The organism is Bartonella sp. CL25QHWL, from assembly GCF_042195335.1.
GTDB lineage: Bacteria > Pseudomonadota > Alphaproteobacteria > Rhizobiales > Rhizobiaceae > Bartonella.
In genome coordinates, this window is record NZ_JBHIOE010000002.1 from 110,369 (window position 1) to 134,464 (window position 24,096).

Consider the following 24,096-nt stretch of genomic DNA (forward strand, 5'->3'; position numbering starts at 1 on the left):
AAAAAGAATCTTCAAAAAATATCCCCAATTTTTCAATGTGATGCGTGAAACTAAAAAATGCTTAATCTTGAGTCTGTTAGAGCGGAGCATTTGTTTATTTTTGATTTTTTTTTGGGTAAAATACATTTTTTTGAATCAGGGGGGCTGGCGCTATGAAATTGTATCAATACACTGAAAAGACTTGATGATTCGTTTTATGACTATCAGGTTGCCCTAAACAGCGCGATTGTGTTCTGGGTGTTTGTGTACTGTCGATGTTTTTATGTGTATTTGTTTGGTGTAAAGGTTCTGATTGTAGCAAAATATTGTTACAGTTTAGACGGTTTATATTCTGTTGACAATGTTTTAAGATGATTGAGGATTGTGATGAGGCTTGCATTTTGCGCCACAGAAAGAAAAGAGCACCCTGTTGACTTTATCGAACAGATTGCCTGTGAATATGATTGGTCGTTTGAGCGGGATGCACAAGATGAAATTAGCGTTTGTGTGGAAGGAAAACGCGCAAACTATCGTCTTGCTTTTTCATGGATGGAAGAGCATGAAGCACTTCATTTAGCTTGTTCGTTTGATCTCTCTACTAAAAATGCTCGAACAGCTGAAATACAGCGCTTATTGCTAGCAATTAATGAAAAGTTGTTGTTGGGACATTTTGATTACTGGCAAAGGAATAATTCAGTTATTTATCGACAAGGTCTTCTTTTGGCTGGTGGGATGCATCCATCTCATATACAGGTTGAAACATTGTTGATACATGCACTTAAAGCCTGTGAAAGCCATTATGTTGCATTTCAGATGGTTGCTTTGTCGGGAGAAAGTGCTTACAAGGCACTACAGTACACTTTGTTTGAAACTGTAGGGAATGCCTAAAATATACAGTCTGTTATTTTTACAGACGGTTTGCGGAAATATTGCTCATAGGGGGACATCAAGAATAGCGCGCACTCCCCCGAGTGGGCTCTCATCTAATTGTATATTGCCACCATGGCTGCGTGCTATGTCTTGAGCAATAGAAAGACCAAGTCCTGTTCCACTTGCATCTTGATTTCGCGCTTTATCAAGTCGAAAGAATGGCTTAAAAACTTCTGTGCGCATATTTTCATGAATTCCAGGTCCATTATCATCGATTATCAATATAAAAGATTCTTGTTGAGAGTTAGCGGTTAGTTTAACAGTCGTGCCGTAACAAAATGCATTTGTTACAAGATTGCTGACTAAGCGTGTGAAAGCACGGGGACGTACTTGTATTTCTGTAGGACCTTCAATGGTGTAAGAAAATTGACGTTTGTGAAGACGAGCATCGGTGGAGAATTTTTGCATAAGAGCATTTAAATCAAAAGTCTTGACACTTTCACTTCCTTCACCACGAGCAAAAGCAAGATAATCTTCTAACATATTTTGCATGTCACTTACATCTTGCTCAAGCGGTTTAATATCAAAGTCAGTATTTACTAATGCCAGCTGAAGTTTAAAGCGTGTAAGAATGGTTCTTAAATCATGACTTACTCCTGAGAGCATCATGGTACGTTGTTCAATTTGGCGTTCAATACGTTCACGCATGCGTAAAAAAGCGATGCCTGCACGACGGACTTCATCAGCTCCTTGTGGTTGAAAACCTTTTGGTAAAGGACGACCGCGTCCAAAGCTTTCTGCTGCTTCAGCCAATTGTTGAATCGGTTTGATTTGATTGCGCAAAAAGTAAATTGCTATCAGCAATAAAACAAGAGCTGTTCCTACCATCCAGCTTAAAAAAATAGCAGTATTGGAAGCATAGGCTTGGCTGCGTGGAGCAAAGACGCGTAAGATGTTGTGACCAAGGTGGATACGGATTTCAACAAGATCAGAATCTCCTACGGTATCAATCCAGAAGGGACGGTTAATTTGGCGGGTGATTTCTTCACTTAAAAAATAGTCAAGAATTGCAAAAAATGGCTTAGGTCCTGGAGGGGGTAAGGAGGTAGGAGATAGAATAGAAATATTTAATCCCATACGTTGTTGTGCAATACGCTTGATATCTTCATAGTTATCTTGTTGGGGATATGTTTCAAGAATATCAATAATGGCTGAAATATCATGCACGACAGCCGTTGAAAGACGCTCGGTTACCATTTGCCAATGGCGTTCCATAAAGACATAAGCAATGACCGTTTGCAGAAGCACCATGGGAGCGATAATAATGATTAAAGAGCGAGCATAAAGCCGTTTAGGCATTTTTTTCGTTAACCATCGAAGAAAAAATCTTAAAGGTTTGATCATTCTTGTGCCTATTCAATAGAGAGTTTATACCCTATTCCTCGCACGGTTTGGAGCCATATAGGCAGTGCTGGGTTTTTTTCGATCTTACGACGAAGGCGGTTGATCTGCACATCAATGGCACGTTCACTTATATTGCTGTCATCTGTCGCGAATTTATGGCGCGGAATTGTATCGCCTGCATTTTCGGCAAACATGACCATCATTTCTTGTTCTTTATCTGTTAATTTAATAATTTCTCCTCCTTTTTTGAGTTCGCGTCGTGAAATTGAAAATATATAAGGACCAAAAACGATTTGCTCAATTTTAGGTTGGCTAAGGGGAAAACCACGTCGTAAAATGGCGTTGATGCGAAGGAGAAGTTCACGAGGGTCAAACGGCTTAGACAGATAATCATCGGCCCCTGCTTCTAATCCACGGATACGATTGTCTATTTCTGATAAAGCTGTTAGCATCAAGATAGGAACATCTTTTGTTTGGCGGAGTGAATGAGTGAGATCAATACCGTTTTCGCTAGGCATCATGACATCAACAATAAGAAGATCAAAATCTAAACTTGCCAACAGTCGTCTTGCTTCATTCGCATTGGCTGAAACTGAAACACGAAATCCATTTTTAATGAGAAACTGAAATAAAAGATTGCGAATACGAGTATCGTCATCAATCACAAGAAGGTGAGGGGCATCGTCACACAAAACTTGAACGTGATTGGTCATTCTTAAAAAAACCTTGATAAAAATTTAGTTTACACAAAATACAAGTTTACATAAGTTGTATAAAGCTGTCGAGCAGCACCTTTACCTTAAAGGAGAGAAAGTTTTATTTATAAATTTAAAAAAGTTACTTTTGAAAAGGATATTATGGGTAGTCTTAATATACATATTATTCCCGTTACGACATTCCAACAAAATTGCACTTTGCTTTTTGATAGTGAATGTAAAACGGGGGTTCTCGTTGATCCTGGTGGTGATTGGCCGCGGATTCAAGACGTAATCGAAAAGAATGGTGTTATTGTTGAGGCTATTTGGGTAACACATGGTCATTTTGATCATGTAGGAGCAGCAATGCAAGCGAAAGAAGCGCTTAATGTAAAAATTATCGGTTCACATCGCGATGATAAGCCTGTGATGGATGCTGTGAGCGAAAGCGCAAAAAATTATGGCATCACTGATGCTTGCATCTGTATTCCTGACAAATGGTTAGAAGATGGTGAGTGTGTTCATTTTGCTGGACATGTGTTTAAGGTTTTTCACACCCCAGGACATTCCCCTGGTCATGTTATTTATTTCAATGAAAAAGAGCGCTTAGCCCTCTTGGGTGATGTTCTTTTTCGTGGTTCTATTGGACGTACGGACTTCCCCTTCTGTTCCTATGAAAAATTGATGCAATCTCTTCGAGAAAAAGTTTTACCCTTAGGCGATGATGTTTGTTTTATTTGTGGGCATGGTCCCAAAAGTAGCATAGGCTATGAGCGCCAAAATAATCCTTTTCTTCAAGATTTTAATATATGAGCAAACAAAAAAACGCTTTGAAGCGTTTTTTTGTGCCATTTAAGACTTTTTAGTAGGGCGGAACAGAAGTTAATTTATTGGGGCATAACAAACGTGTTCCAAACCATTACGGTCTCGGAAAGTTCCTGTTTTAGGGTTGAAAGAACGGTATTTTTTCTTGCAATAGTTAAGCCAATCAGACTCCCATGATTGTTGTACTGGCTCATATTCCACCGTTTGCGGAGCTTCATAAATTATCTGTTCTTGTGGAACCTGTTGATATACAATTTGATGCTGTGGTGCGGTTTGATAAACAACTTGTGGCTGTTTTGGTTTTTTTAAAATTTTGCCGAGAAGTGCACCTGCTGCAAGAGCAAGAATGCCCATTGCTAAAGCTTCTCCTGAGTTATTTATATTAATACTACTGTGTTTTGTCTTTTTGCGCTCGACATAATGATATGTCTTGTGTTCAACATGATGGTGTTGTTGTGCTCCCCATTTATGGCTAACATAATGACGCTTGTGGGGATTATCAAAAGAGCGATGTTCACTATGAGAAAAATGGGAGCTAAAATTGTGAGCTGGTAAACCAGCCTCCCTCCTCATATCATAGCTATGATACCATGCCATATCTGCAAGCGTTGGATTTAATGGCATCAAAACGGTTGCAGTAGACATTGCTGATAATACCGCTAATCTGAAGAGTTTTTTCATAATGATGCTCCTTGTGTAAATTCGTATTTTTCACATCCTACACGTTTCAAACTGAATAGAGCCTGAACAATTTTGGACTTTATTGTGACAAAAAAATAAAAATTCATTTAGTTAAAACATTGCCGGTACAGTAAAATAAAATCATGACAAAATTTTGATTTCAATTAATGTAATATTCTTAAGGTTAATTAAGCAGCTTGTATTGAGAGCAGCAGATTTTTTACTATTGGTTATAAATTCTTTATTGATGAGTACTTTTTTATTAATTGATACAATATGAATTAAACAATAGGTGTATGAATAAAAGTTATCGTTTTTTATTATAGGCTTATGGTGCTAAGATAAAATCTTATTTGTGTGATAGAATACAGTCCTGTTTGACTACTCTCTTGTGAGGTTAAATATTGAGTTCGATATCAGATTATAACTGTATAAGATAATATATTGCGGGAACTTTTTTTGATATATGGGAAACATTCTCTTTAATTTTTTTGTGCTCATTTAGGTTTTAGAAGTGTTTTTGGCATGTTTTGATAGTTTTAGGGATTTTTTTATAACGTGGTTTAACAAGAAAAATTGCTAAAGGGGGACATCAATAATAGCGCGTAAGCCCCCTAGAGGGCTATCATCCAATTGAATATTGCCTCCATGGCTACGTGCTATATCTTGAGCAATAGAAAGGCCGAGTCCTGCTCTACTCGCATCTTGATTTTGTGTTTTATCAAGTTTAAAGAATGGCTTAAAGACTTCTGTGCGCATATTTTTATGAATCCCAGGTCCATTATCATCAATAGTTATGATGAAAGATTCTTGTTGGGATATGGCTGTTAGTTTGACAGTATTAGCATGACAAAATGCTTTTGATACAAGATTGTTGATGAGACGCGTGAAGGCATGGGGGCGTACTTGTATTTGTGTAGGGCTTTCAATGGTGTAGGAAAATTGACGTTTGTGAAGATGCGCATCGGTAGAGAATTTTTGCATAAGAGCATTTAAATCAAAAGTTTTAATACACTCACTTCCTTCACTACGGGCAAAAGCAAGGTAATTTTCTAACATATTTTGCATGTCGCTCACATCTTGCTCAAGCGGCTTAATATCAAAGTCAGTATTTGCTAACGCTAGTTGAAGTTTAAAACGGGTGAGAATGGTTCTTAAATCATGGCTTACACCCGAAAGCATTATGGTGCGTTGTTCGATATAGTTAGAAGATGGTGAGTGTGTGTATTTTGCTAGACATGAGTTTAGGGTTTTGCATACACTAGGGCATTCCCTTGGTCATGTTATTTATTTCAATGAAAAAGAGCGCTTAGCCCTCTTGGGTGATGTTCTCTTTTGTGGTTCTATTGGACGTACGGACTTCCCCTTCTGTTCCTATGAAAAATTGATACAATCTCTTCGAGAAAAAGTTTTACCCTTAGGCGATGATGTTTGTTTTATTTGTGGGCATGGTCCTAAAAGTAGCATAGGCTATGAGCGCCAAAATAATCCTTTTCTTCAAGATTTTAATATATGAGCAAACAAAAAAACGCTTTGAAGCGTTTTTTTGTGCCATTTAAGACTTTTTAGTAGGGCGGAACAGAAGTTAATTTATTGGGGCATAACAAACGTGTTCCAAACCATTACGGTCTCGGAAAGTTCCTGTTTTAGGGTTGAAAGAACGGTATTTTTTCTTACAATAGTTAAGCCAATCAGATTCCCATGATTGTTGTACTGGCTCATATTTCACCATTTGCGGAGCTTCATAAATTATCTGTTCTTGTGGAACCTGTTGATATACAATTTGATTTTGTGGTACTATTTGATAAACAACTTGTGGCTGTTCTGGTTTTTTTAAAACTGTACCAAGAATCGTACCTGTTGCAAGACCAAGAATACCCATTACTACAGCATCTCCTGAGTTTTCTATATGAACATTACGGTGTTTTGTTTTTTTGCGCTCGACGTAATGATACGTTTTGTTTTCAATATAATGATAATGGTGGTGGTGGTGGTGATGATGATGGTGTTGTTGTTCCGTCTTACTATGTTTGGCTACAAACCTTTCATGTTCGGCTTTAAATTTTCTTTTGCCGTCTTCAAAACTCTTGTGGAAATCATCAACAAACTTTTGGAAATCATCAGAAAAAAAGCCACGTTTTCTATCAGAACAATGGGAGCGAGAAAAACCGCAAGGCGGGATATCAGCTTTCTTCCTTATTTCCCTTATCGCATCATCTGTTTCTTTACGCATCTTCCTCATCATATCATCTATTTCTCTCGAGATAGAGTCACTACGATTCCATGCCATATTCGCAAGCGTTGCATTTAGCGGCATCAAAACGGTCACAGTTGACATTGCTGATAATACCGCTAACCTGATCACTTTTTTCATAATGATGCTCCTTGTGTAAATTCGTATTTTTCACATCCTACACGTTTCAAACTGAATAGAGCCTGAACAATTTTGGACTTTATTGTGACAAAAAAATAAAAATTCATTTAGTTAAATCTACCACGGAGACAGTACAATAAAATCATAACAGAATTTTGATTTCAATTAATGTACTCTGCTTGAGGTTAATTAATAAATTTGTATTGAGAGTACCCGATTTTTTACTATGGGATATAAAATCTTTATTTATTGGTACTTTTTTATTGTTTGGTACAATATGAATTGAACAATAGGTGTATGAATACAAAGTTATCATTTTTTATCATAGTCTTATGGTTCTATGAGAAAGTCTTATTTTACTTTATTTGTGTTATAGAACAGTGACCTATTTGAATATTTTTTTGTAAGGATCGATAATATTGAGTTAAATATCAGAGTATAACTGTATAAAATAATATATTTTGGAATTTTTTGTAAAATGTTCTTTCTTATGTTGTTTTAGACAAATTGGAGCACCCTTGATGTTGGAGGTTGTCTATTTTTCGGATAATGCTGTTTGCTTTTGAACCTTAGTCTTTTTTAGAAGAGCTGAAGATTATTTTATGCGGTTTGAAATTTCTTACTCCTTCATTGATTGCGTTTTTTTCGTTTTATTGTTGCTTGATTAGGGGTGTTTTTACGAGATTTTCCTTTTTGATTTTCCAAAATACCAGTGTCCATGGTTGGTCCCATGTGTGCAAGGTCTGGTTTGGAGAAAAGACTTTGTTGTAACACGGGCTCATGGGTGGATTGTTCGCTATGATGTGTTAAGGGATTTTCTGCGAGTTCTAGTTCTATCTTTTGTAATTGTTTGATTTCATCGCGAAGTCGCGCTGCTTCTTCAAAATTAAGATCAGCAGCTGCTTCATGCATTAATTTTTCAAGGTGTTTAATATGAGATGCTAAATTGTTGCCAACTATATTTTTTTTCTCGATAACATCAGGGATATTTGTACGAACATGGTTGTTTTCATCGCCTAAATTGAGAATATCTCCGATATTTTTTTTGATACTTTTCGGTGTGATATGGTGTTCTTCATTATAGGCTATTTGTTTTTGTCGACGTCTTTGTGTCTCCTGTAAGGCTCGTTCTATGGAACCAGTGATCGTATCTGCATAGAGGATAACACGGCCATCTACGTTACGTGCAGCACGTCCGATTGTTTGTATGAGGGAAGTTTCAGAGCGCAAAAAGCCCTCTTTATCGGCATCTAGAATGGCAACAAAACCACATTCTGGAATATCTAAGCCTTCTCGGAGCAAGTTGATACCGATGAGGACATCAAAGGTGCCAAGCCGAAGATCGCGTAGAATTTCAATGCGTTCTAATGTATCAATGTCAGAATGCATGTAGCGTACACGAATGTCTTGTTCGTGGAGATATTCAGTTAAGTCCTCAGCCATACGCTTTGTGAGAACTGTCACCAATGTACGGTAGCCTTTTTGAATTGTTTTACGAATTTCATTCACAACATCATCGACTTGATTTTTGGCTGGACGAACCTCTGTTGGTGGGTCAACAAGCCCTGTTGGGCGAATAACTTGTTCCGCAAAAGTGCCGTGAGATTGTTCTATTTCCCAGCGTCCAGGTGTTGCGGAGACAGCAATCGTTTGTGGGCGCATAGCATCCCATTCTTCAAAGCGCAAAGGACGGTTATCCATACAAGAAGGGAGGCGAAAACCATATTCTGCTAGTGTTGCTTTTCTACGAAAGTCACCTCGGTACATGCCCCCAATTTGGGGAATGGTTACGTGGCTTTCATCGATAAAAACAAGAGCATTATTTGGAATGTATTCGAACAAGGTTGGTGGTGGTTCTCCGGGTTTTCGTCCTGTTAAATAACGTGAATAATTTTCTATTCCGGCGCATGAGCCGGTGGTTTCTAACATTTCTAAATCAAAAATTGTACGTTGTTCTAAACGTTGTGCTTCTAAAAGACGTCCAGCTGCGTTCAACTCATCGAGGCGTTGAACGAGTTCCATTTTGATGGCTTTCATTGCTTGATTGAGTGTTGGTCGCGGTATTACATAGTGTGAATTGGCATAAATTTTAATCGATTGAAGATCGCCTGTTTTTTGTCCGGTGAGAGGATCGAATTCCGTAATTGTTTCCACTTCATCGCCAAAGAGCGAAATACGCCAAGCACGATCTTCGAGGTGGGCAGGGAAAATTTCGATTGTATCCCCTCGTACACGAAAGGAACCACGAATGAAATTGATATCTTGTCGATAATACTGTTGAGAGACTAAATCAGCCAAGAGTGTTCGTTGATTGAGTTTGTCCCCTTTTGCTATTTGGAAGGTCATGGCCGTATAGGTTTCTACGGAACCAATTCCGTAGATGCAGGAGACAGAGGCGACGATAATAACGTCATCACGCTCTAAGACGGCGCGTGTTGCAGCATGACGCATCCGGTCGATTTGTTCATTAATTGAGGATTCTTTTTCAATATAGGTATCAGAGCGTGCAACGTAGGCTTCTGGCTGATAATAGTCATAATAGGAAACAAAATATTCGACGGCATTATGGGGAAAAAAACTTTTAAATTCACCGTAAAGCTGCGCTGCTAGCGTTTTATTTGGTGCTAAGATTAAAGCTGGACGCTGTGTTTTTTCAATGATATTGGCCATTGTATAGGTTTTTCCTGAGCCGGTAACACCCAAAAGCACTTGTGTACGTTCATCTTTTTGAATTCCCTCAACCAGAGTTTTTATGGCTTGAGGTTGATCTCCCGCGGGTTTAAAAGATGTTTCGAGTTGAAATGGAATACCACCTTCAGACTTTTCAGGACGAACAGGGCGGTGAGGTGTCCATAACGCGCCATTCTTAAAAAGAGGATTACCTGAAGCAATGAGAGCAGAAAGAGCTTCTACTGTTGCAGTAACACCATTTTTCATTGTTGTATCCTTTGATAGAAAAGTGTTGGTGATTTTAAAGAAAATACTAATTTTACAAATTTATTACGACAACAGCAAAACGTTATTGAACAGATTTATTTTGGTTTATTAGAGCTTTCATTAGGATATTGATCAAGTTTTTCATGAGAAGAGTTCTTTGAAGTATTTCTTTGGAGGGGGTATATTTGTGGTTGTTCGTGGACACTATTGCATTTTTGCCATGATGATATTCAAGAGGGCATAAGTTATTATGGCTGTTATGGAGAATAATCGGTATGTTTGGGCACTAAAGACATTGTATATGTGTGATAAAGATCGTTTCCATCTTTAAATGAAAGATAACGAGATGACACCCAACCTATTTGAGTGTTATATCGGATATGGCACCAATTTCCTTCACAGTTTTTAACAAAAACCAATTCTCCAGCAGAGATTAAGCCGCAAAGCGCATACTGAGTGCTGGGACCTGTTCTAAAATTAAGATTTCTCGTAACAAAAGCATCTGCTGCCTCTGATATTGTTGTGGCTAAAAATAAAGAGCCAAACATAAAAAAAATGACGATTCTTTTCATTTTTCTGTAAAGAATTTCTTTAGAGATTTTCTATCCTTTTCTCTTCATATCCCATATGATTTCTTTTACTAGATTATGATAAAACAGAAAAAAATACAATTCTTTCTTCTTTAGGACACTTTAAAGAGAAGAGTGAAGTTTAACGTTTTAAACACCAAAATGAGATGTTTTAATCACTATTTGTGCATGTTTTGTTTCCTTTATTTATTTTTGTATGGAAAACAGCGATACTGTACTATATAATAAAAAAGATCGTAGTTTTCGGATTCCAAAAGTAATTTTGGAAGCCGTTTTTTGTATTTTTATTAAACCTTCCGTGTAATAGAAAGGGACGGATTATGGAAAAAGTTCCGATGACTACAGCTGGTTTTGAGAGTCTTAAAGAAGAGTTGCGTTGGCGTCAACAACAGGAGCGTCCGCGAATTATTGAAGCAATTTCTGAAGCGCGTGCGCATGGTGATTTATCCGAAAATGCTGAGTATCACGCAGCTAAAGAAGCGCAAAGTCATAATGAGGGGCGTATAAATGAGCTTGAAGATTATATCGCGCGAGCAGAAGTTATAGATGTCTCGCGTCTTTCAGGTGACAAAATAAAATTTGGCGCAACCATTAAACTCTTGGATGAGGACACTGAAGAAAAAAAAGTGTATCAGATCGTAGGAGATCAAGAAGCTGATGTAAAGGTTGGTAAAATCTCTATTTCTTCGCCTATCGCACGTGCACTTATTGGCAAGCAAGAAGGTGATGTGATTGAGGTGAATGCACCAGGTGGTGCGCATAATTATGAGATCATTAAGGTTCAGTACATCTAAATAACATATGGATTATTATGCGTGTATCTTTGGACGAAACTGAGGTTATTGCGCCTCACTTTAAAAGGCGTTTGTCGGGAGTAACATCTACGATTATTCAGCTTATTCCAATGCAACGCGAACAGGGTATGCGTATATCCACTTTGGGGTTTGGTTTACCACAAACTTTACCGGCTCTTGCCTTTAGGGACCTTTTCGGACTTTGGAAAAGTCCGAAAGGGAAGCCATTTCGTATTTGGCATGCACGACGCAATATTGAGATGCTTTGTGGGATCTTTTTACGCGATGTTTTGCGAATGAAGCTTAAACTCATCTTTACTTCGGCTTCACAACGTCATCATAAGCCTTTTACCAAATGGTTGATTCGCTGTATGGATAGGGTTATAGCTACCAGTACACGTACGGGCGCTTATCTAGAAGTGCCTCATAAGGTTATTATGCATGGGGTGGATGTGAGGCGTTTTACTCCACCACAGACTTTTGATGATTGCTTTTCTTCGACAGGATTTCCAGGAAAATATGCGGTAGGATGTTTTGGGCGTCTGCGCTACTCAAAGGGAACAGATTTATTTGTTGATGCCATGATAGCATTATTGCCTGATTACCCCGAATGGACAGCACTTATCGCTGGTCGTACGACAGAGCAATATTATCATTTTGAAAAAGAGTTACGCCAAAAGATTGCTAAAGCTGGTCTGGATGATCGCATTATTTTTCTTGGTGAGATTCTGGACATCCCTTTGTGGTATCGTCGTTTAACACTTTATGTTGCACCTTCTCGTACAGAAGGTTTCGGTTTAACGCCATTAGAAGCAATGGCATCACAGGTTGCGGTTGTAACGAGTGATGCAGGAGCTTATAAAGAATTGGTTGTAGAAGCGACAGGAACAGTTGTAAAAGCAGGAGATGGTTCGGCTTTAACCGCAGCAATTGAACCTTATTTTTCTGATGTGGAAAAAACATTGGCAGCCGGAAAGAAAGCTTTAACCCATGTTCGTACTCACTTTCCTTTGGAAAAAGAGGCAAGCAAGATTGAAAGTGTTTACAAAGAACTGTTTGCGGAAAAAACACTTTGATATGATATCAAAAATCTTCTTGAGGGATGATAAAAAGTATTTTCCTTAAAGGTTTTTCATAGTCATCAAGAAAACAGCTCAATGATATAAATGTTATTTTACAAAATTTATATTGTCTTTAGTAGAACACTATAAAAAGTTCCCAAAATTTTGGATAAAAGATTAAAAATGTATACGCTTGAGAGCGATATGTAGTTTATGATAAAGCATACTAGGAGAGAGGAAAGCTACTTTTATTCATTGATATTTTAGAATAAGAAAATAATGCTTTAACTCAAGTCTGGGGATTTATGCACTATCTTATACGGTGTCGTACTGATATTGTTCGTTTTGTAAGACTTAAATAGATAGCAAAAAAAACGTTTTCTTGTCTTAAAAAGATAATGATGCTATCTCCATGGATAAAATAGTCGTACATATTTTCAATAAATTCATGATAAGATGGATTTAAGATCAATATATATATATATATATATGATTTTTATAGATAATTTACCTTTTCAATTTGAATAAGAGCTTTGAGTAGCGTAAGATTTTCTTATGTCAAATCTGTTGATATTAAATCAAGGAGAGCTATCCTCTAGCACATCACAATCGGAAGAAGGCATGTGGTGGATAAAAACTATTGAAGACAAGGTGTAAGGAGATTTCTTATAAATTGTCTGAAATGCAGGCTGTTACGACATTAACAGAAAAAAAATAATATGGTGGTACTAATTTATATCTTATTTTGTAGTACCGACTTGCACCTTATTATTATTTAAGTAAAAATGATGGTGCCCATTTTATATCTTTCATGAAGGCTGTCGTGGAATGGGGGTGATGAGTACTGTGAGATGTTTTTTTATAAGCTTGTGAGCTCGTAATATAATAGCATTTTTTTCTATAAGGAGGTAACTCTATTAAAGAGAAAAAACACTTTTATCAGCAAATATTCATATTTTTTGCATGAGAGATTATTCGTAAAAAAGAATGTTCTATGCGTCCACTTTATTTGATAAAGAAGATCAATAAAGTGAAGTTTTATATGTTATGGCTTTGAAAATATTGGTATTTGATTGTTTTTGTTGAATTATTTTTATATCATTGATATGATGATTTGTATGGAAATTTTAGAAAATCTTCAGTGGATTGAGTAAGGGGTGAATATTATGATGCATACTGTTCACACCTTTTTATCTTGTAAATTTTTTATCATGGTAGAATAAAATACTCTCTGCATTAGAATTGTTCACGCCAGAAAGCGGGAATGAAAAGGACGAATATTGTTATGATTTCAAGGCGTCCAGCTAACATTAGAAAACTTAAAATCCATAAAGCATGGTCGTTGATTGTAGAGAAATTACCAGTGGGGCCAATAATATCTCCAAAGCCTGGACCAACATTTGAAAGTGCGGTTAAGACCCCCGTAAAGGCAGAGGTAAAGTCAAGACCGGTTGTAAGCAAAAGTGCAGTGCCGATAACAAGGCAAAACATATAAAGACAGACAAAAAACAAAACGGCTTGAGCAACATCATTTGATATATTTGAGTGATCGTAGCGCGCTTTTACAACGACATTAGGAGAAAGAAGTTTTTCTATATTTGTTTGTGTAATACGCCAAAGAATAATGAGGCGATTGATTTTCATGCCACCAGAAGTAGAACCAGCACATCCGCCTGTAAAAGAAACAATGAAGAAAATTCCAAGCGCAAACGGTCCCCAAAGTTGATAATCTTCAGCGCTATAACCTGTGGTACTAATAATGGATGAAAGGTGAAAAATGACATCAAGGAAAATCAAGTGGAACGCGCGATGATCATAAAACCGTAGCCATGCCGCTAAAGCAAAGCTGAAAAGGAGAACGATATGGAGAAAAACAATCACTTGTGGGTCAAGGAAGCGTTTGGAGTGTCCAGGAAGGACTAATTTAACATAAAGTACGAAGGGTAAAGCAGAAAGCAACATGAAGATTGTTGAAATAATTAAGATGGCTGGTTTATCAGAAAAATAGCCAAAAGAAGCATCATGCGTTGAAAAACCAGCTGTTGCTACTGTACTCATTGCATGGTTAATGGCATCAAATAAATTCATGCCTGCAGCAAAATAAGAAAGCATACAAGCCAATGTTAACCCAACATAAGCGATGATAATTCCGTTAGCAATTTGGTTGATGCGAGGCAATATTTTTTCAGATTTATCAGATGATTCCATATGAAAAAGTCGCACGCCACCCACACGCAGTGAAGGCAAAAGCAAGAGGGCTAAACCGATAAAACCAATGCCCCCAATCCAGCATATAAGGGAACGCCATAACAAAATACTTCGCGATAAATTATCAAGATCAGAAAGGACTGTGGAGCCTGTTGTTGTAATTCCAGAAACAGATTCAAAAATGGCTCCTGCTAGAGAAATGGGAAGAGGAGAAAGATAAAGAGGTAAGGCACCTACGATGCTTCCTGTAAGCCAAAGACAAACAGTGAGCATAAAGCCAAGCCGTGCTGAAAAGCGACAAGTAGCTCCCTTAGTTGCTAAAAGAATCAGCGTTGCTAACATGGTGGTTATGGCACAAGAATAGAGAAAGCTTATCCAATTACGATTGTTGTCGTGCAAATCCACAAAAATTGGCAAAAGCATTGCTCCTCCCATGATTAAGGCAAAACGTGCACAGACATTGATAATAAATTGAAAAATGATCGTTCCCTATCTTTGTATCTCTTTTTATTATGGTTTTGTGCTCATAAGAAGTTACATTTTTCTCTTTATAGGATAAGGATTAATTCTTAACATTAGCGTGCCTTGATGAATTAGTAATCAGACCTTTTCATAAAACTTGAAAAGAAGTATACATAACATAATTAGGGCTCTTGAAAAATATTTTTTTAAAAAGCTGCATTCCGTTATCATTTATAGAATAATTAATTTATAATAAAGTGAAGGGGATTTAATGGTGCAATCGCATATTCGTCTGCTGATTATTGGCTCAGGTCCAGCTGGTTATACAGCGGCGATCTATGCAGCAAGAGCAATGCTTAAGCCGGTTTTGGTGACGGGCTTGCAGCAGGGTGGACAATTAACAATTACAACTGATGTTGAGAATTATCCAGGTTTTGCAGATCCCATTCAAGGACCATGGTTGATGGAACAAATGGCAAAACAAGCTGAGAATATGGGGACAAAAATTGTCTATGATACAATTATAAAGGCTGATTTGTTGAAGTATCCTTTTGTCTTATATGGGGATTCAGGAACACAATATTCTTGTGATGCACTGATTATTGCAACAGGAGCTCAAGCACGCTGGCTTGGTTTAGAAAGTGAACAGACCTTTATGGGCGGAGGTGTTTCCGCTTGTGCTACATGTGATGGCTTTTTTTATCGTGATAAGGACGTTATTGTCGTGGGAGGAGGAAATACGGCTGTTGAAGAAGCACTTTATTTATCGCATTTGGCTAAGAGTGTAAGCGTGGTTCACAGGCGGGGGCAGTTTCGGGCAGAAAAAATTTTGCAAGATAGGTTGCTGGCTTGTAATAATGTGCGTGTTTTTTGGGATCATGTGGTCGAAGAAATTGTGGGGCTGCCAGCACAGGGGGCAATGGGCGCTGTTGTAACAGGGGCACGTCTGAAAAATGTTAAGACAGGTCATGAGATGAAAGTGAATGCAGAGGGCATATTTATTGCCATTGGGCATAATCCTGCTGTTTCTCTGTTTGAAGGACAGCTGAAACAAAAACGAGGCGGCTATTTATGGACAGCACCGGACTCAACAGCAACAAGCATTGCTGGTGTTTTTGCTGCTGGGGATGTGACAGATGAAACATTCCGCCAAGCTGTAACAGCTGCGGGAAGAGGATGTATGGCAGCGTTGGAAGCAGAACGGTTTTTGGATATATCCAAGCGTTAGTAACTCATTGAGAAAATAGAGAATATAGAGGTAGAATTAATTGTGGCGCCACCGTTGGATTGGGATAAGTTAAGGGTTTTTCACGCTGCAGCAGAAGCGGGATCTTTTACGCATGCTGCTCAAAAACTTCATTTATCTCAATCAGCCGTTTCACGACAGGTTTCGGCTTTAGAACAAGAGGTTGGGGTATCCTTATTTCAACGTCATGCGCGTGGTTTGATTCTTACAGAACAGGGAGAAACTCTTTATCGTACAGCTCATGATGTTTTGATGAAGCTTGAAAGTGTGCGTTTGCAATTAAGTGAAAGCTACGCAAAACCAACGGGGCACTTGCGTGTGACCTCGACCTTTGGAATGGGGGCAGGGTGGATTGCAGAGCGTATGCCAGAATTTCTTAGTCTTTATCCTGATATGCAGGTTCAGCTTTTGCTTTCCGATGAAGAGCTTGATTTGACAATGTGTCATGCGGATTGTGCTGTTCGCTTACATCAACCCAAACAACCTGATCTTATACAAAGAAAACTCTTTACAATTCATATGCATGTTTATGCTTCGGAAAAGTATATTGCAAATTATGGAAAGCCGGAAAAATTATCTGATCTCGATGAGCATCGTATTATTTCGTTCGGTGAACCTGTTCCACCTTATTTGTCTGGTTTAAATTGGTTGGAAAAGGCTGGTAGAAGTGATGGATCATTGCGCGTTTCAGTTCTACAAATCAACAATATCATCTCAATAAAGAATGCGCTTATGCGTGATCTTGGGATTGCTGTGCTTCCTGATTATATCGTCAATAATGATGAGCATTTGGTGCGTCTTTTTCCTGATATGGTTGATATTCCTTCTTTTGATACTTTTTTTTGTTATCCTTATAATTTAAAGAATTTGGCAAGGTTAAATGCTTTTCGAGATTATATTTTTTTAAAAGCTCGTCAGTGGTCTTTTTAATATTAATGTCTTAATTTATAAGGAACAATTAGCTGTTTTGCAACTTGAGACTCCCGTAATATTCTTTCGTTTCAAACTTGCTCATATTGAATCAATTAAAATTATTCGTTGCACATTAAAAGTGGAGGGAGTCTGCGCGGGTAAATATTTTTGAAAAAAGGGATAAATGTTTTTTTACAAATGCTAGCAAACGTGAGAGCTATTATATAATGGACAATCGTGTGATGGTGTAGCTTACATTTTTATATTTAATTAAAGAGAGTGCTACATAATGGAGACAAATTTAAAGCTATGTGTTTATTGCATAGCAGATACGCTTAAGTCTTTATTGTGCTTTTTCTTATAAAATGACATAGAATGCTATCTCTTGATTATGTTGCCTCCCAGTGCGTTTTCTTGAGTGTTCCCTTACGAAGATCTATCAGATTGATTTTATCTCTGAAGATTTTCCAAATTTGCCGGACAATATGTCCGGCTTTTTTTTTTATTATTTTTGAAAGAGTCCTTAGAAATTGCAATATATGGGAAGATGATAAGGAAAAAATTTTGAAACTTGTGGATATCCAACAATTTTTTAAGAATACTAAAATTCAATGAGGAGTTTAAGAGAGATTTATCCTGTTATACCATAAAAGTCTGTCTTTTAGGGGTGTGATATAAAATATTTAAAACCTTATACATGAAGTGCTTTTTATTAGAGTGTGAGGTGAATATTTAAGGCAGGTCTTGTTCATAAAGCCTATGAAGTAAATCAAGTAGTTATTAGATAGAACTTAAAGGAAACTGGATTGCTTACACAACGATGGGAGGTGGCTTCTTCTTCATTTTAGGACGAAGAAGAAGCCGAGAAATAGAAGAGATTTTATTGTAAGGGCCTTTGATTATAAGGGCAATTGTGTTTAAAAGCGCTCAGTCTTTTTTAGAGTTATAAATTGAATGGAGAAAGCAGAATAGGTTTTTCATCTCTTATGATAATAGACCTATTCATTTATTTGATAGCTAGATTTTTTTGATCTTTATCTACAGCCTCTATTTTTGTGTTTATTCATAGATATTTTTGCTGAATCGATAGATTTAGACCATGACACAGTTTCCGATATTTTCTCGGATATACTGACATTCGGTAAAAACAATCACAAGAGATGATATTTAAAAATTTTAAATTAGACTGTTGCAAAAGCGCTGTATACGTATACAAGATTCTTCAAGTAATTCTTCTGATGTTGCATAAGAAATACGAAAAGCTGATCCAAGTCCAAAAGCAGATCCTTGGACGACAGCAACAGCTTCTGTTTCTAGAAGCGCTATGGCGAAGTCCTCATCATTGGTAATACATTGGCCGTTAGGTGTTTTCTTTCCAATAATTCCGGAGCAAGAAGGATAAACATAAAAAGCACCCTCAGGCGTTGGACAGTGAATGCCAGGAGCTTGATTTAGCATGGAGACAACGAGATCACGGCGTGTTTGAAAAATACTTTTATTTTTAGCAATAAAGTCTTGTGGCCCGTTGAGTGCTTCAACCGCAGCCCATTGTGAAATGACACTTGTTCCAGATGTTTGCTGTCCTTGAATGGTATCCATGGCTTTAATTAATTCTTGTGGTCCGCCTGCATAGCCGATTCTCCATCCCGTCATCGCATAGGCTTTAGAAACACCATTCATTGTGAGTGTACGCTCATAAAGCGCTGGTTCTACTTGAGCTGGAGTAACAAAGGTAAAACCCTCATATGTGAGATGTTCATATATATCATCGGAAAGGATATAAACATGAGGATATTTTACTAAAACATCTGTGAGTTTTTTCAATTCATTATGTGTATAAGCAGCACCTGATGGATTTGAAGGAGAGTTAAAGATGAACCATTTGGTTTTGGGGGTAATGGCAGCTTCTAGCTCTTGGGGTTGGAGTTTATAAGAAAATTCGGCTTTTGTTTCTAAAAAGACAGGCGTACCATCGTTGAGTGCGACCATTTCTGGATAACTAACCCAATAAGGGGATGGAATGATGACCTCATCTCCTTTATTCAAAGTTGCCATGAATGCATTAAAGAGAATTTGTTTTCCACCGGTACCAACAATAATTTGTTCTGGTTGGTAAAGAAGGTTATTTTCTCTTTTAAACTTTGCAGAAATTGCTTGGCGCAATTCTGGAATTCCAGATATGGGAGGGTATTTTGTTTCTCCTCTTCGAATAGCTTCAATAGCCGCGTTTTTGATGTTGTCTGGGGTATCAAAGTCTGGCTCTCCAGCACTTAAAGCAATAACATTGCGCCCTAATGCTTTTAAATGGCGGGCCTTTTGAGAAGCAGCTATTGTTGCAGAAGGTTTGATAAGAGACAGTTTGTCGGCAATAAAAGCCATAATTTTAAATCCTTATATTATATCAACAAATGGTTATTGCTTTAAGGATATTCTATAAGAGATTATATTGTATGCAATAAAAAACTTCTAAAATACTCTTACACGGGCTTTATATTCTTCTTTTTTGAGATTTCACAAGATAATCTCTTTGTAGATTTTATGAAAGTTTTGAGGAAGTATAAGGGGGGGTGATAAATTGTGCAAAGGAGATAAGCAGTCTTTTATGTTAACAAGGTAAAATGATGCTTTATACAAAATAAAAAAAATCTTCGTCATTACAGACGAAGATTTTTAAATAAAATATTGCAGAATTTAAACTTTAAAGGGCTGCAAGGTTACCAGCGGCAAATTTTCCTGAACGACGATCTTGAAGAACATCATAAGAAATTTTTTGCCCTTCATTAAGACTGTTTAGACCAGAACGCTCGACAGCAGAAATGTGTACAAATACATCTGCACTACCATCACTAGGTTGAATGAATCCGAAACCTTTTGTTGTATTAAACCACTTAACTGTTCCTGTAGACATAGGAAACTCCTTAGAATATATAATTATATTGAGTATTGAAGCTTTCATTTCTTCAATACGGTCGTAGATCGAAATTAGGTGGGAGAAGTTTCGTCGAAAGTGCAGATTGCACAGGAAAGAAAGTCACGTAACCGAAAATTCGATGAAACCTCTATAAAAGTTTTTGGAACAAAAAGCAAGTCTTAATCAATTTTTATATAAAGAAAAAATAAGAAAACAGTGTACATTTTGTTAAGTAGAAAAATTCAACTGAAATAACTTTGTAGTGAACGTACTTCAAGGCGCCTTTTTTTGAGTGCTTTGATCGCTTCTACAACGGCTTCGGCTCCAGCTATTGTTGTATAATAGGGAACATTTTGCATGAGGGCTGCATAACGTAATGATTTTGAATCTGAGATGGCACTGGCCGTGCTAGTTGTATTAAAAATCAATTGAATTTTGCGATTACGAATAGCGTCTTCAATATGAGGGTGTCCCTCTAGAACTTTGTTAATTTTTTTTGCTTCAACGTGGTGTTCGGTGAGAAATTTTTGTGTTCCACTTGTGGCGACAACAGAAAAGCCAAGCTCAGTTAAACGTTTTACAGGATTTAAGATGCGTTTTTTATCTTCATCTCTTACAGAAACGAACAAAGTTCCCTCTTTAGGGAGTTTTACACCAGCTCCAAGTTGGGCTTTAGCAAAAGCAAGCGAAAATTCATAGTCAAGTCCCATAACTTCACCGGTTGAGCGCATTTCTGGACCAAGAAGTGTATCAACACCTGAAAAACGAGCAAAAGGAAATACGGCTTCCTTGACGGCAATATGTTGTTTTTTTTGCAAAGAAGGTAATCCACCATAAGCCTGAAGAGCATCATGAAGCGTTTCTCCTGCCATAATACGTGCAGCCATTTTAGCAATAGGGCGACCAATCGTTTTTGCAACAAATGGGACAGTACGTGAAGCACGGGGATTGACTTCTAAGACATAAATAGTGTCATCTTTTATAGCATATTGTACATTCATTAAGCCGCGAACATGAAGTGCTTGTGCTAATGCTTTGGTTTGGCGCTCTAATTCAGTAACTATTTTATTTGAGAGCGTATGGACTGGTAGAGAACATGCTGAATCACCAGAGTGGATACCAGCTTCTTCAATATGTTCCATAATACCAACGATTAGTGTTTCGTTACCATCACATAGACAATCAACATCTACTTCAATTGCTTCTGTTAAATAGGTATCAAAGAGAAGCGGATTTTTACCAAGCAATATATTGATTTGTCCTGTTGTGTCGTTAGGATAACGGACTTTGATATCTTCTGAAATTAATTCAGGGACACTCTCAAGTAAATAATTTTGTAAGCTACGTTCATCACGAATAATTTGCATAGCACGTCCTCCTAAAACATAAGAGGGACGTACAACCAAAGGGAAGCCTAGTTCGTGGGCAATGAGGCGTGCTTGTTCAATGGAGTGGGCAATACCATTTTGAGGTTGTGTTAAATTAAGTTTAAATAACAGTTTTTGAAAGCGGTCTCTATCTTCTGCTAAGTCGATAGCGTCAGGTGAAGTACCTAGGATGGGGATATTGTGTTTTTCTAGAGCGCTTGCCAATTTCAAGGGTGTTTGTCCGCCAAATTGGACGATGACTCCAACCAAATCTCCTTTTTCCTGTTCTGCTTCTAAAATAGCGATAACGTCTTCTGTTGTTAAAGATTCAAAGTAAAGGCGATCAGAGGTATCATAGTCGGTTGAAACTGTTTCAGGATTACAGTTAATCATAATCGCTTCAAATCCTGCATCACGCAGTGCAAAAGCAGCGTGGCAGCAACAGTAATCAAATTCAATACCTTGCCCAATGCGGTTTGGTCCACCGCCTAAAATAGCAATTTTTTTGCGTTCAGAAACGTGTGCTTCCGAGTGCTCTACACCTGCAAAGGGAACTTCATATGTTGAATACATATAGGCTGTAGGAGAAGAAAATTCAGCGGCACAAGTATCAATCCGTTTGAAGACGTGTTTAACATTCAGTGATTTACGTAAAGCTGCGATATAATCGGGTTCTTTCCCTGTAAGGGAGGCTAATCGCGCATCTGAAAAGCCCATAGCTTTTAACATACGTAAATTATCTGCATCTTGGGGTAATCCATGAATGCGGATACGCTGCTCCATTTCAATGATGGAGGCTATTTGTTCTAAAAACCACGGATCAATTTTGCTAATTTGGTGAATCTCATTTAAGGGTAAGCCTGTGCGCATGGCTTGAGCAATATAGCGTAGACGATCAGGGCTTGGTATGGCAATGGCTGAGCGTATAGAACTTTTTTCATCACCTTCAGCATGCTCTGGAATCACAATTTCATCAAGACCCGTAAGCCCTGTTTCAAGTCCACGGAGTGCTTTTTGTAACGATTCTTGAAAAGTGCGTCCAATTGCCATGACTTCTCCTACAGATTTCATCGCAGTTGTGAGGACAGGTGATGAACCGGGAAATTTTTCGAACGCAAAACGAGGAATTTTTGTCACAATATAGTCAATAGAAGGTTCAAATGATGCTGGTGTTGCACCACCCGTGATATCATTTTTTAATTCATCAAGTGTATAACCAACAGCCAGTTTAGCCGCTACTTTGGCAATGGGAAACCCCGTTGCTTTTGAGGCAAGCGCTGAAGAGCGAGAAACACGCGGATTCATTTCAATAACAATGAGGCGCCCATTTTCAGGATTGACAGCAAACTGTACATTGGATCCTCCCGTTTCAACACCAATTTCGCGCAAAACAGCAATCGAAGCATTACGCATACATTGATATTCTTTATCGGTTAAGGTGAGAGCAGGTGCTACAGTGATCGAATCACCGGTATGAATCCCCATTGGATCAATGTTTTCAATAGAACAAACGATGATACAGTTGTCGTTCTTATCACGAACAACTTCCATCTCATATTCTTTCCACCCTAAAACACTTTCTTCAATTAATACTTCTGTTGTTGGTGAAGCTTCAAGCCCACGTTCAATAATTTCATAGAATTCAGAGCGGTTATAAGCGATTCCACCACCAGTTCCACCAAGGGTGAATGAAGGACGAATAATAGCTGGAAGCCCAACAACATCAAGAGCTTGAACTGCTTTTGCTGTTGCATGAGCGATATAATGTTGTTTGCGATCAGCTTCGGTATGTCGCCAGTTGCGCTCAAGTTCTTCGAGTGCTTTGTCAAGCGCAGCACCAGAAAGCTTTGCTTTAAGTTCAGCACACGTTTTTGCGTGTTGTTGGCGATTTTCTTCTTTCAGTTCTGTTGCATTGGCTAACATAGAGCGTGGCGTTTCCAAACCGATTTTTGCCATCGCTTGGCGGAATAAAGCACGATCTTCAGCTTTATCAATAGCATCAGCATTGGCTCCTATCATTTCAACATGGTAGCGGTCTAAAATACCCATACGCTTTAATGATAAAGCAGTATTGAGGGCTGTTTGTCCTCCCATAGTGGGCAAAAGGGCATCGGGACGCTCGTGAGCAATAATTTTGGCAACTATTTCAGGAGTAATGGGCTCTATATAAGTTGCATCAGCTAGATCTGGATCTGTCATAATCGTGGCAGGATTAGAATTTACCAAAATAATTCGGTAACCTTCTTCTTTTAATGCTTTACAGGCTTGAGTGCCTGAATAATCAAATTCACATGCCTGACCAATGATAATAGGTCCTGCTCCGATGATAAGAATAGATTTTATATCTGTGCGTTTGGGCATGACTTTTTCCTATGACAAATATCTGTGTGCGATTGTTGCGGGCAAAATATTTTAGTTCTGAGGCTACCGTCATTTTATAAGTTAAGTGACAAAGAAAGTAAGCATTAAAATACCTTTTCCATGCTTTTTTTCATAAAATTGAAGATAAATTTCTTTTTTGAGTTGAGTCATCTCGTCAGTTTATCAAAAGTATGACCTTTGATAAAAAATAATAACAGTGCTCCAACAAATTAGAATATTCAAGCATACTGTGGAGCATAAAAAGCCGGAACATCTTTCCAATCCATTGCCGGCATACTTTCTTTGTGTTTTATGACGTTTTTTGCTTAAGAGAGCACGCGCTTTTTCTGTTGCTTGTAAAACATAAGCTATTATTTATGGTTCGATGGGATTTCGTAAAATAAAATGGGAAGCTTATC

Annotated in this window: 16 protein-coding genes and 2 pseudogenes; 7 read left to right on the forward strand and 11 right to left on the reverse strand. The window is 37.8% G+C overall.

Going from position 1 to position 24,096, the window contains the following annotated elements; all coding sequences use genetic code 11:
* The first annotated feature begins 366 nt into the window (after positions 1–366).
* Positions 367–867 (forward strand): YbjN domain-containing protein, encoded by a 501-nt coding sequence (locus tag ACFILY_RS01710; protein WP_375629408.1) that lies wholly within the window; start codon positions 367–369, stop codon positions 865–867.
* Between the two features lie 45 nt (positions 868–912).
* Here the strand turns inward: ACFILY_RS01710 and ACFILY_RS01715 are convergent, their stop codons facing one another.
* Together ACFILY_RS01715 and ACFILY_RS01720 are read right to left on the reverse strand one after the other, a co-directional pair.
* On the reverse strand, positions 913–2,253 hold the full coding sequence (locus ACFILY_RS01715; protein ID WP_375637402.1) for an ATP-binding protein: 1,341 nt from the start codon (positions 2,251–2,253) through the stop codon (positions 913–915).
* 8 nt (positions 2,254–2,261) lie between these two features.
* On the reverse strand, positions 2,262–2,966 hold the full coding sequence (locus ACFILY_RS01720; RefSeq protein WP_273791226.1) for a response regulator: 705 nt from the start codon (positions 2,964–2,966) through the stop codon (positions 2,262–2,264).
* 144 nt (positions 2,967–3,110) lie between these two features.
* On the opposite strand from ACFILY_RS01720, the gene ACFILY_RS01725 reads away from it, so the two are divergent.
* Positions 3,111–3,761, forward strand: a complete 651-nt coding sequence (locus tag ACFILY_RS01725; protein ID WP_273791225.1) for an MBL fold metallo-hydrolase — start codon at positions 3,111–3,113, stop codon at positions 3,759–3,761.
* Between the two features lie 69 nt (positions 3,762–3,830).
* On the opposite strand, the gene ACFILY_RS01730 is transcribed toward ACFILY_RS01725, so the two are convergent.
* Positions 3,831–4,454: a BA14K family protein gene (locus ACFILY_RS01730; RefSeq protein WP_375637401.1), complete on the reverse strand. Its 624-nt coding sequence runs from the start codon at positions 4,452–4,454 to the stop codon at positions 3,831–3,833.
* Positions 4,455–5,033: 579 nt separating this feature from the next.
* Positions 5,034–5,654 (reverse strand): annotated as a pseudogene (locus ACFILY_RS01735) (sensor histidine kinase); the annotation flags it as partial.
* Positions 5,655–5,658: 4 nt separating this feature from the next.
* Between ACFILY_RS01735 and ACFILY_RS01740 the strand changes: the two are divergent.
* Positions 5,659–5,970: pseudogene (locus tag ACFILY_RS01740) on the forward strand (MBL fold metallo-hydrolase); the annotation flags it as partial.
* Positions 5,971–6,039: 69 nt separating this feature from the next.
* On the opposite strand, the gene ACFILY_RS01745 reads toward ACFILY_RS01740, so the two are convergent.
* The 3 genes from ACFILY_RS01745 to ACFILY_RS01755 all read right to left on the reverse strand — a co-directional run bounded on the left by ACFILY_RS01745 (position 6,040) and on the right by ACFILY_RS01755 (position 10,337).
* Positions 6,040–6,828, reverse strand: coding sequence for a BA14K family protein (locus ACFILY_RS01745; protein WP_375637400.1), 789 nt, complete (start codon positions 6,826–6,828; stop codon positions 6,040–6,042).
* Positions 6,829–7,455: 627 nt separating this feature from the next.
* The gene (uvrB, locus tag ACFILY_RS01750) at positions 7,456–9,765 is read right to left on the reverse strand and encodes an excinuclease ABC subunit UvrB (RefSeq protein WP_273791222.1); all 2,310 of its coding nucleotides are present in this window, start codon (positions 9,763–9,765) and stop codon (positions 7,456–7,458) included.
* Positions 9,766–10,022: 257 nt separating this feature from the next.
* On the reverse strand, positions 10,023–10,337 hold the full coding sequence (locus ACFILY_RS01755; protein WP_375637399.1) for an SH3 domain-containing protein: 315 nt from the start codon (positions 10,335–10,337) through the stop codon (positions 10,023–10,025).
* Between the two features lie 338 nt (positions 10,338–10,675).
* Here ACFILY_RS01755 and greA point away from each other — a divergent pair, with 338 nt between their 5' ends.
* Positions 10,676–11,149 carry a transcription elongation factor GreA gene (gene greA / locus ACFILY_RS01760; protein ID WP_007347010.1) on the forward strand — a complete coding sequence of 158 codons (474 nt, stop codon included), beginning with the start codon at positions 10,676–10,678 and terminating at the stop codon, positions 11,147–11,149.
* Between the two features lie 17 nt (positions 11,150–11,166).
* Positions 11,167–12,225 (forward strand): glycosyltransferase family 4 protein, encoded by a 1,059-nt coding sequence (locus ACFILY_RS01765; protein ID WP_273791220.1) that lies wholly within the window; start codon positions 11,167–11,169, stop codon positions 12,223–12,225.
* Positions 12,226–13,446: 1,221 nt separating this feature from the next.
* Here the strand turns inward: ACFILY_RS01765 and ACFILY_RS01770 are convergent.
* On the reverse strand, positions 13,447–14,841 hold the full coding sequence (locus ACFILY_RS01770) for a TrkH family potassium uptake protein (protein ID WP_375637398.1): 1,395 nt from the start codon (positions 14,839–14,841) through the stop codon (positions 13,447–13,449).
* A gap of 310 nt (positions 14,842–15,151) precedes the next feature.
* Here ACFILY_RS01770 and trxB point away from each other — a divergent pair, with 310 nt between their 5' ends.
* Positions 15,152–16,108 carry a thioredoxin-disulfide reductase gene (gene trxB / locus ACFILY_RS01775; RefSeq protein WP_375637397.1) on the forward strand — a complete coding sequence of 319 codons (957 nt, stop codon included), beginning with the start codon at positions 15,152–15,154 and terminating at the stop codon, positions 16,106–16,108.
* A gap of 42 nt (positions 16,109–16,150) precedes the next feature.
* Positions 16,151–17,056 (forward strand): LysR family transcriptional regulator, encoded by a 906-nt coding sequence (locus ACFILY_RS01780; protein ID WP_273791217.1) that lies wholly within the window; start codon positions 16,151–16,153, stop codon positions 17,054–17,056.
* A 1,158-nt stretch (positions 17,057–18,214) separates the two neighbouring features.
* On the opposite strand, the gene ACFILY_RS01785 is transcribed toward ACFILY_RS01780, so the two are convergent.
* The 3 genes from ACFILY_RS01785 to carB all read right to left on the reverse strand — a co-directional run bounded on the left by ACFILY_RS01785 (position 18,215) and on the right by carB (position 23,677).
* Entirely contained in the window at positions 18,215–19,417 is a 1,203-nt protein-coding gene (locus tag ACFILY_RS01785; RefSeq protein ID WP_375637396.1) for a pyridoxal phosphate-dependent aminotransferase, read from the reverse strand.
* A 319-nt stretch (positions 19,418–19,736) separates the two neighbouring features.
* Positions 19,737–19,946: a cold-shock protein gene (locus ACFILY_RS01790; protein WP_012754908.1), complete on the reverse strand. Its 210-nt coding sequence runs from the start codon at positions 19,944–19,946 to the stop codon at positions 19,737–19,739.
* 245 nt (positions 19,947–20,191) lie between these two features.
* Complete coding sequence (carB, locus tag ACFILY_RS01795) at positions 20,192–23,677, reverse strand: carbamoyl-phosphate synthase large subunit (RefSeq protein ID WP_273791215.1); 3,486 nt, start codon at positions 23,675–23,677, stop codon at positions 20,192–20,194.
* Positions 23,678–24,096 lie beyond the last annotated feature (419 nt).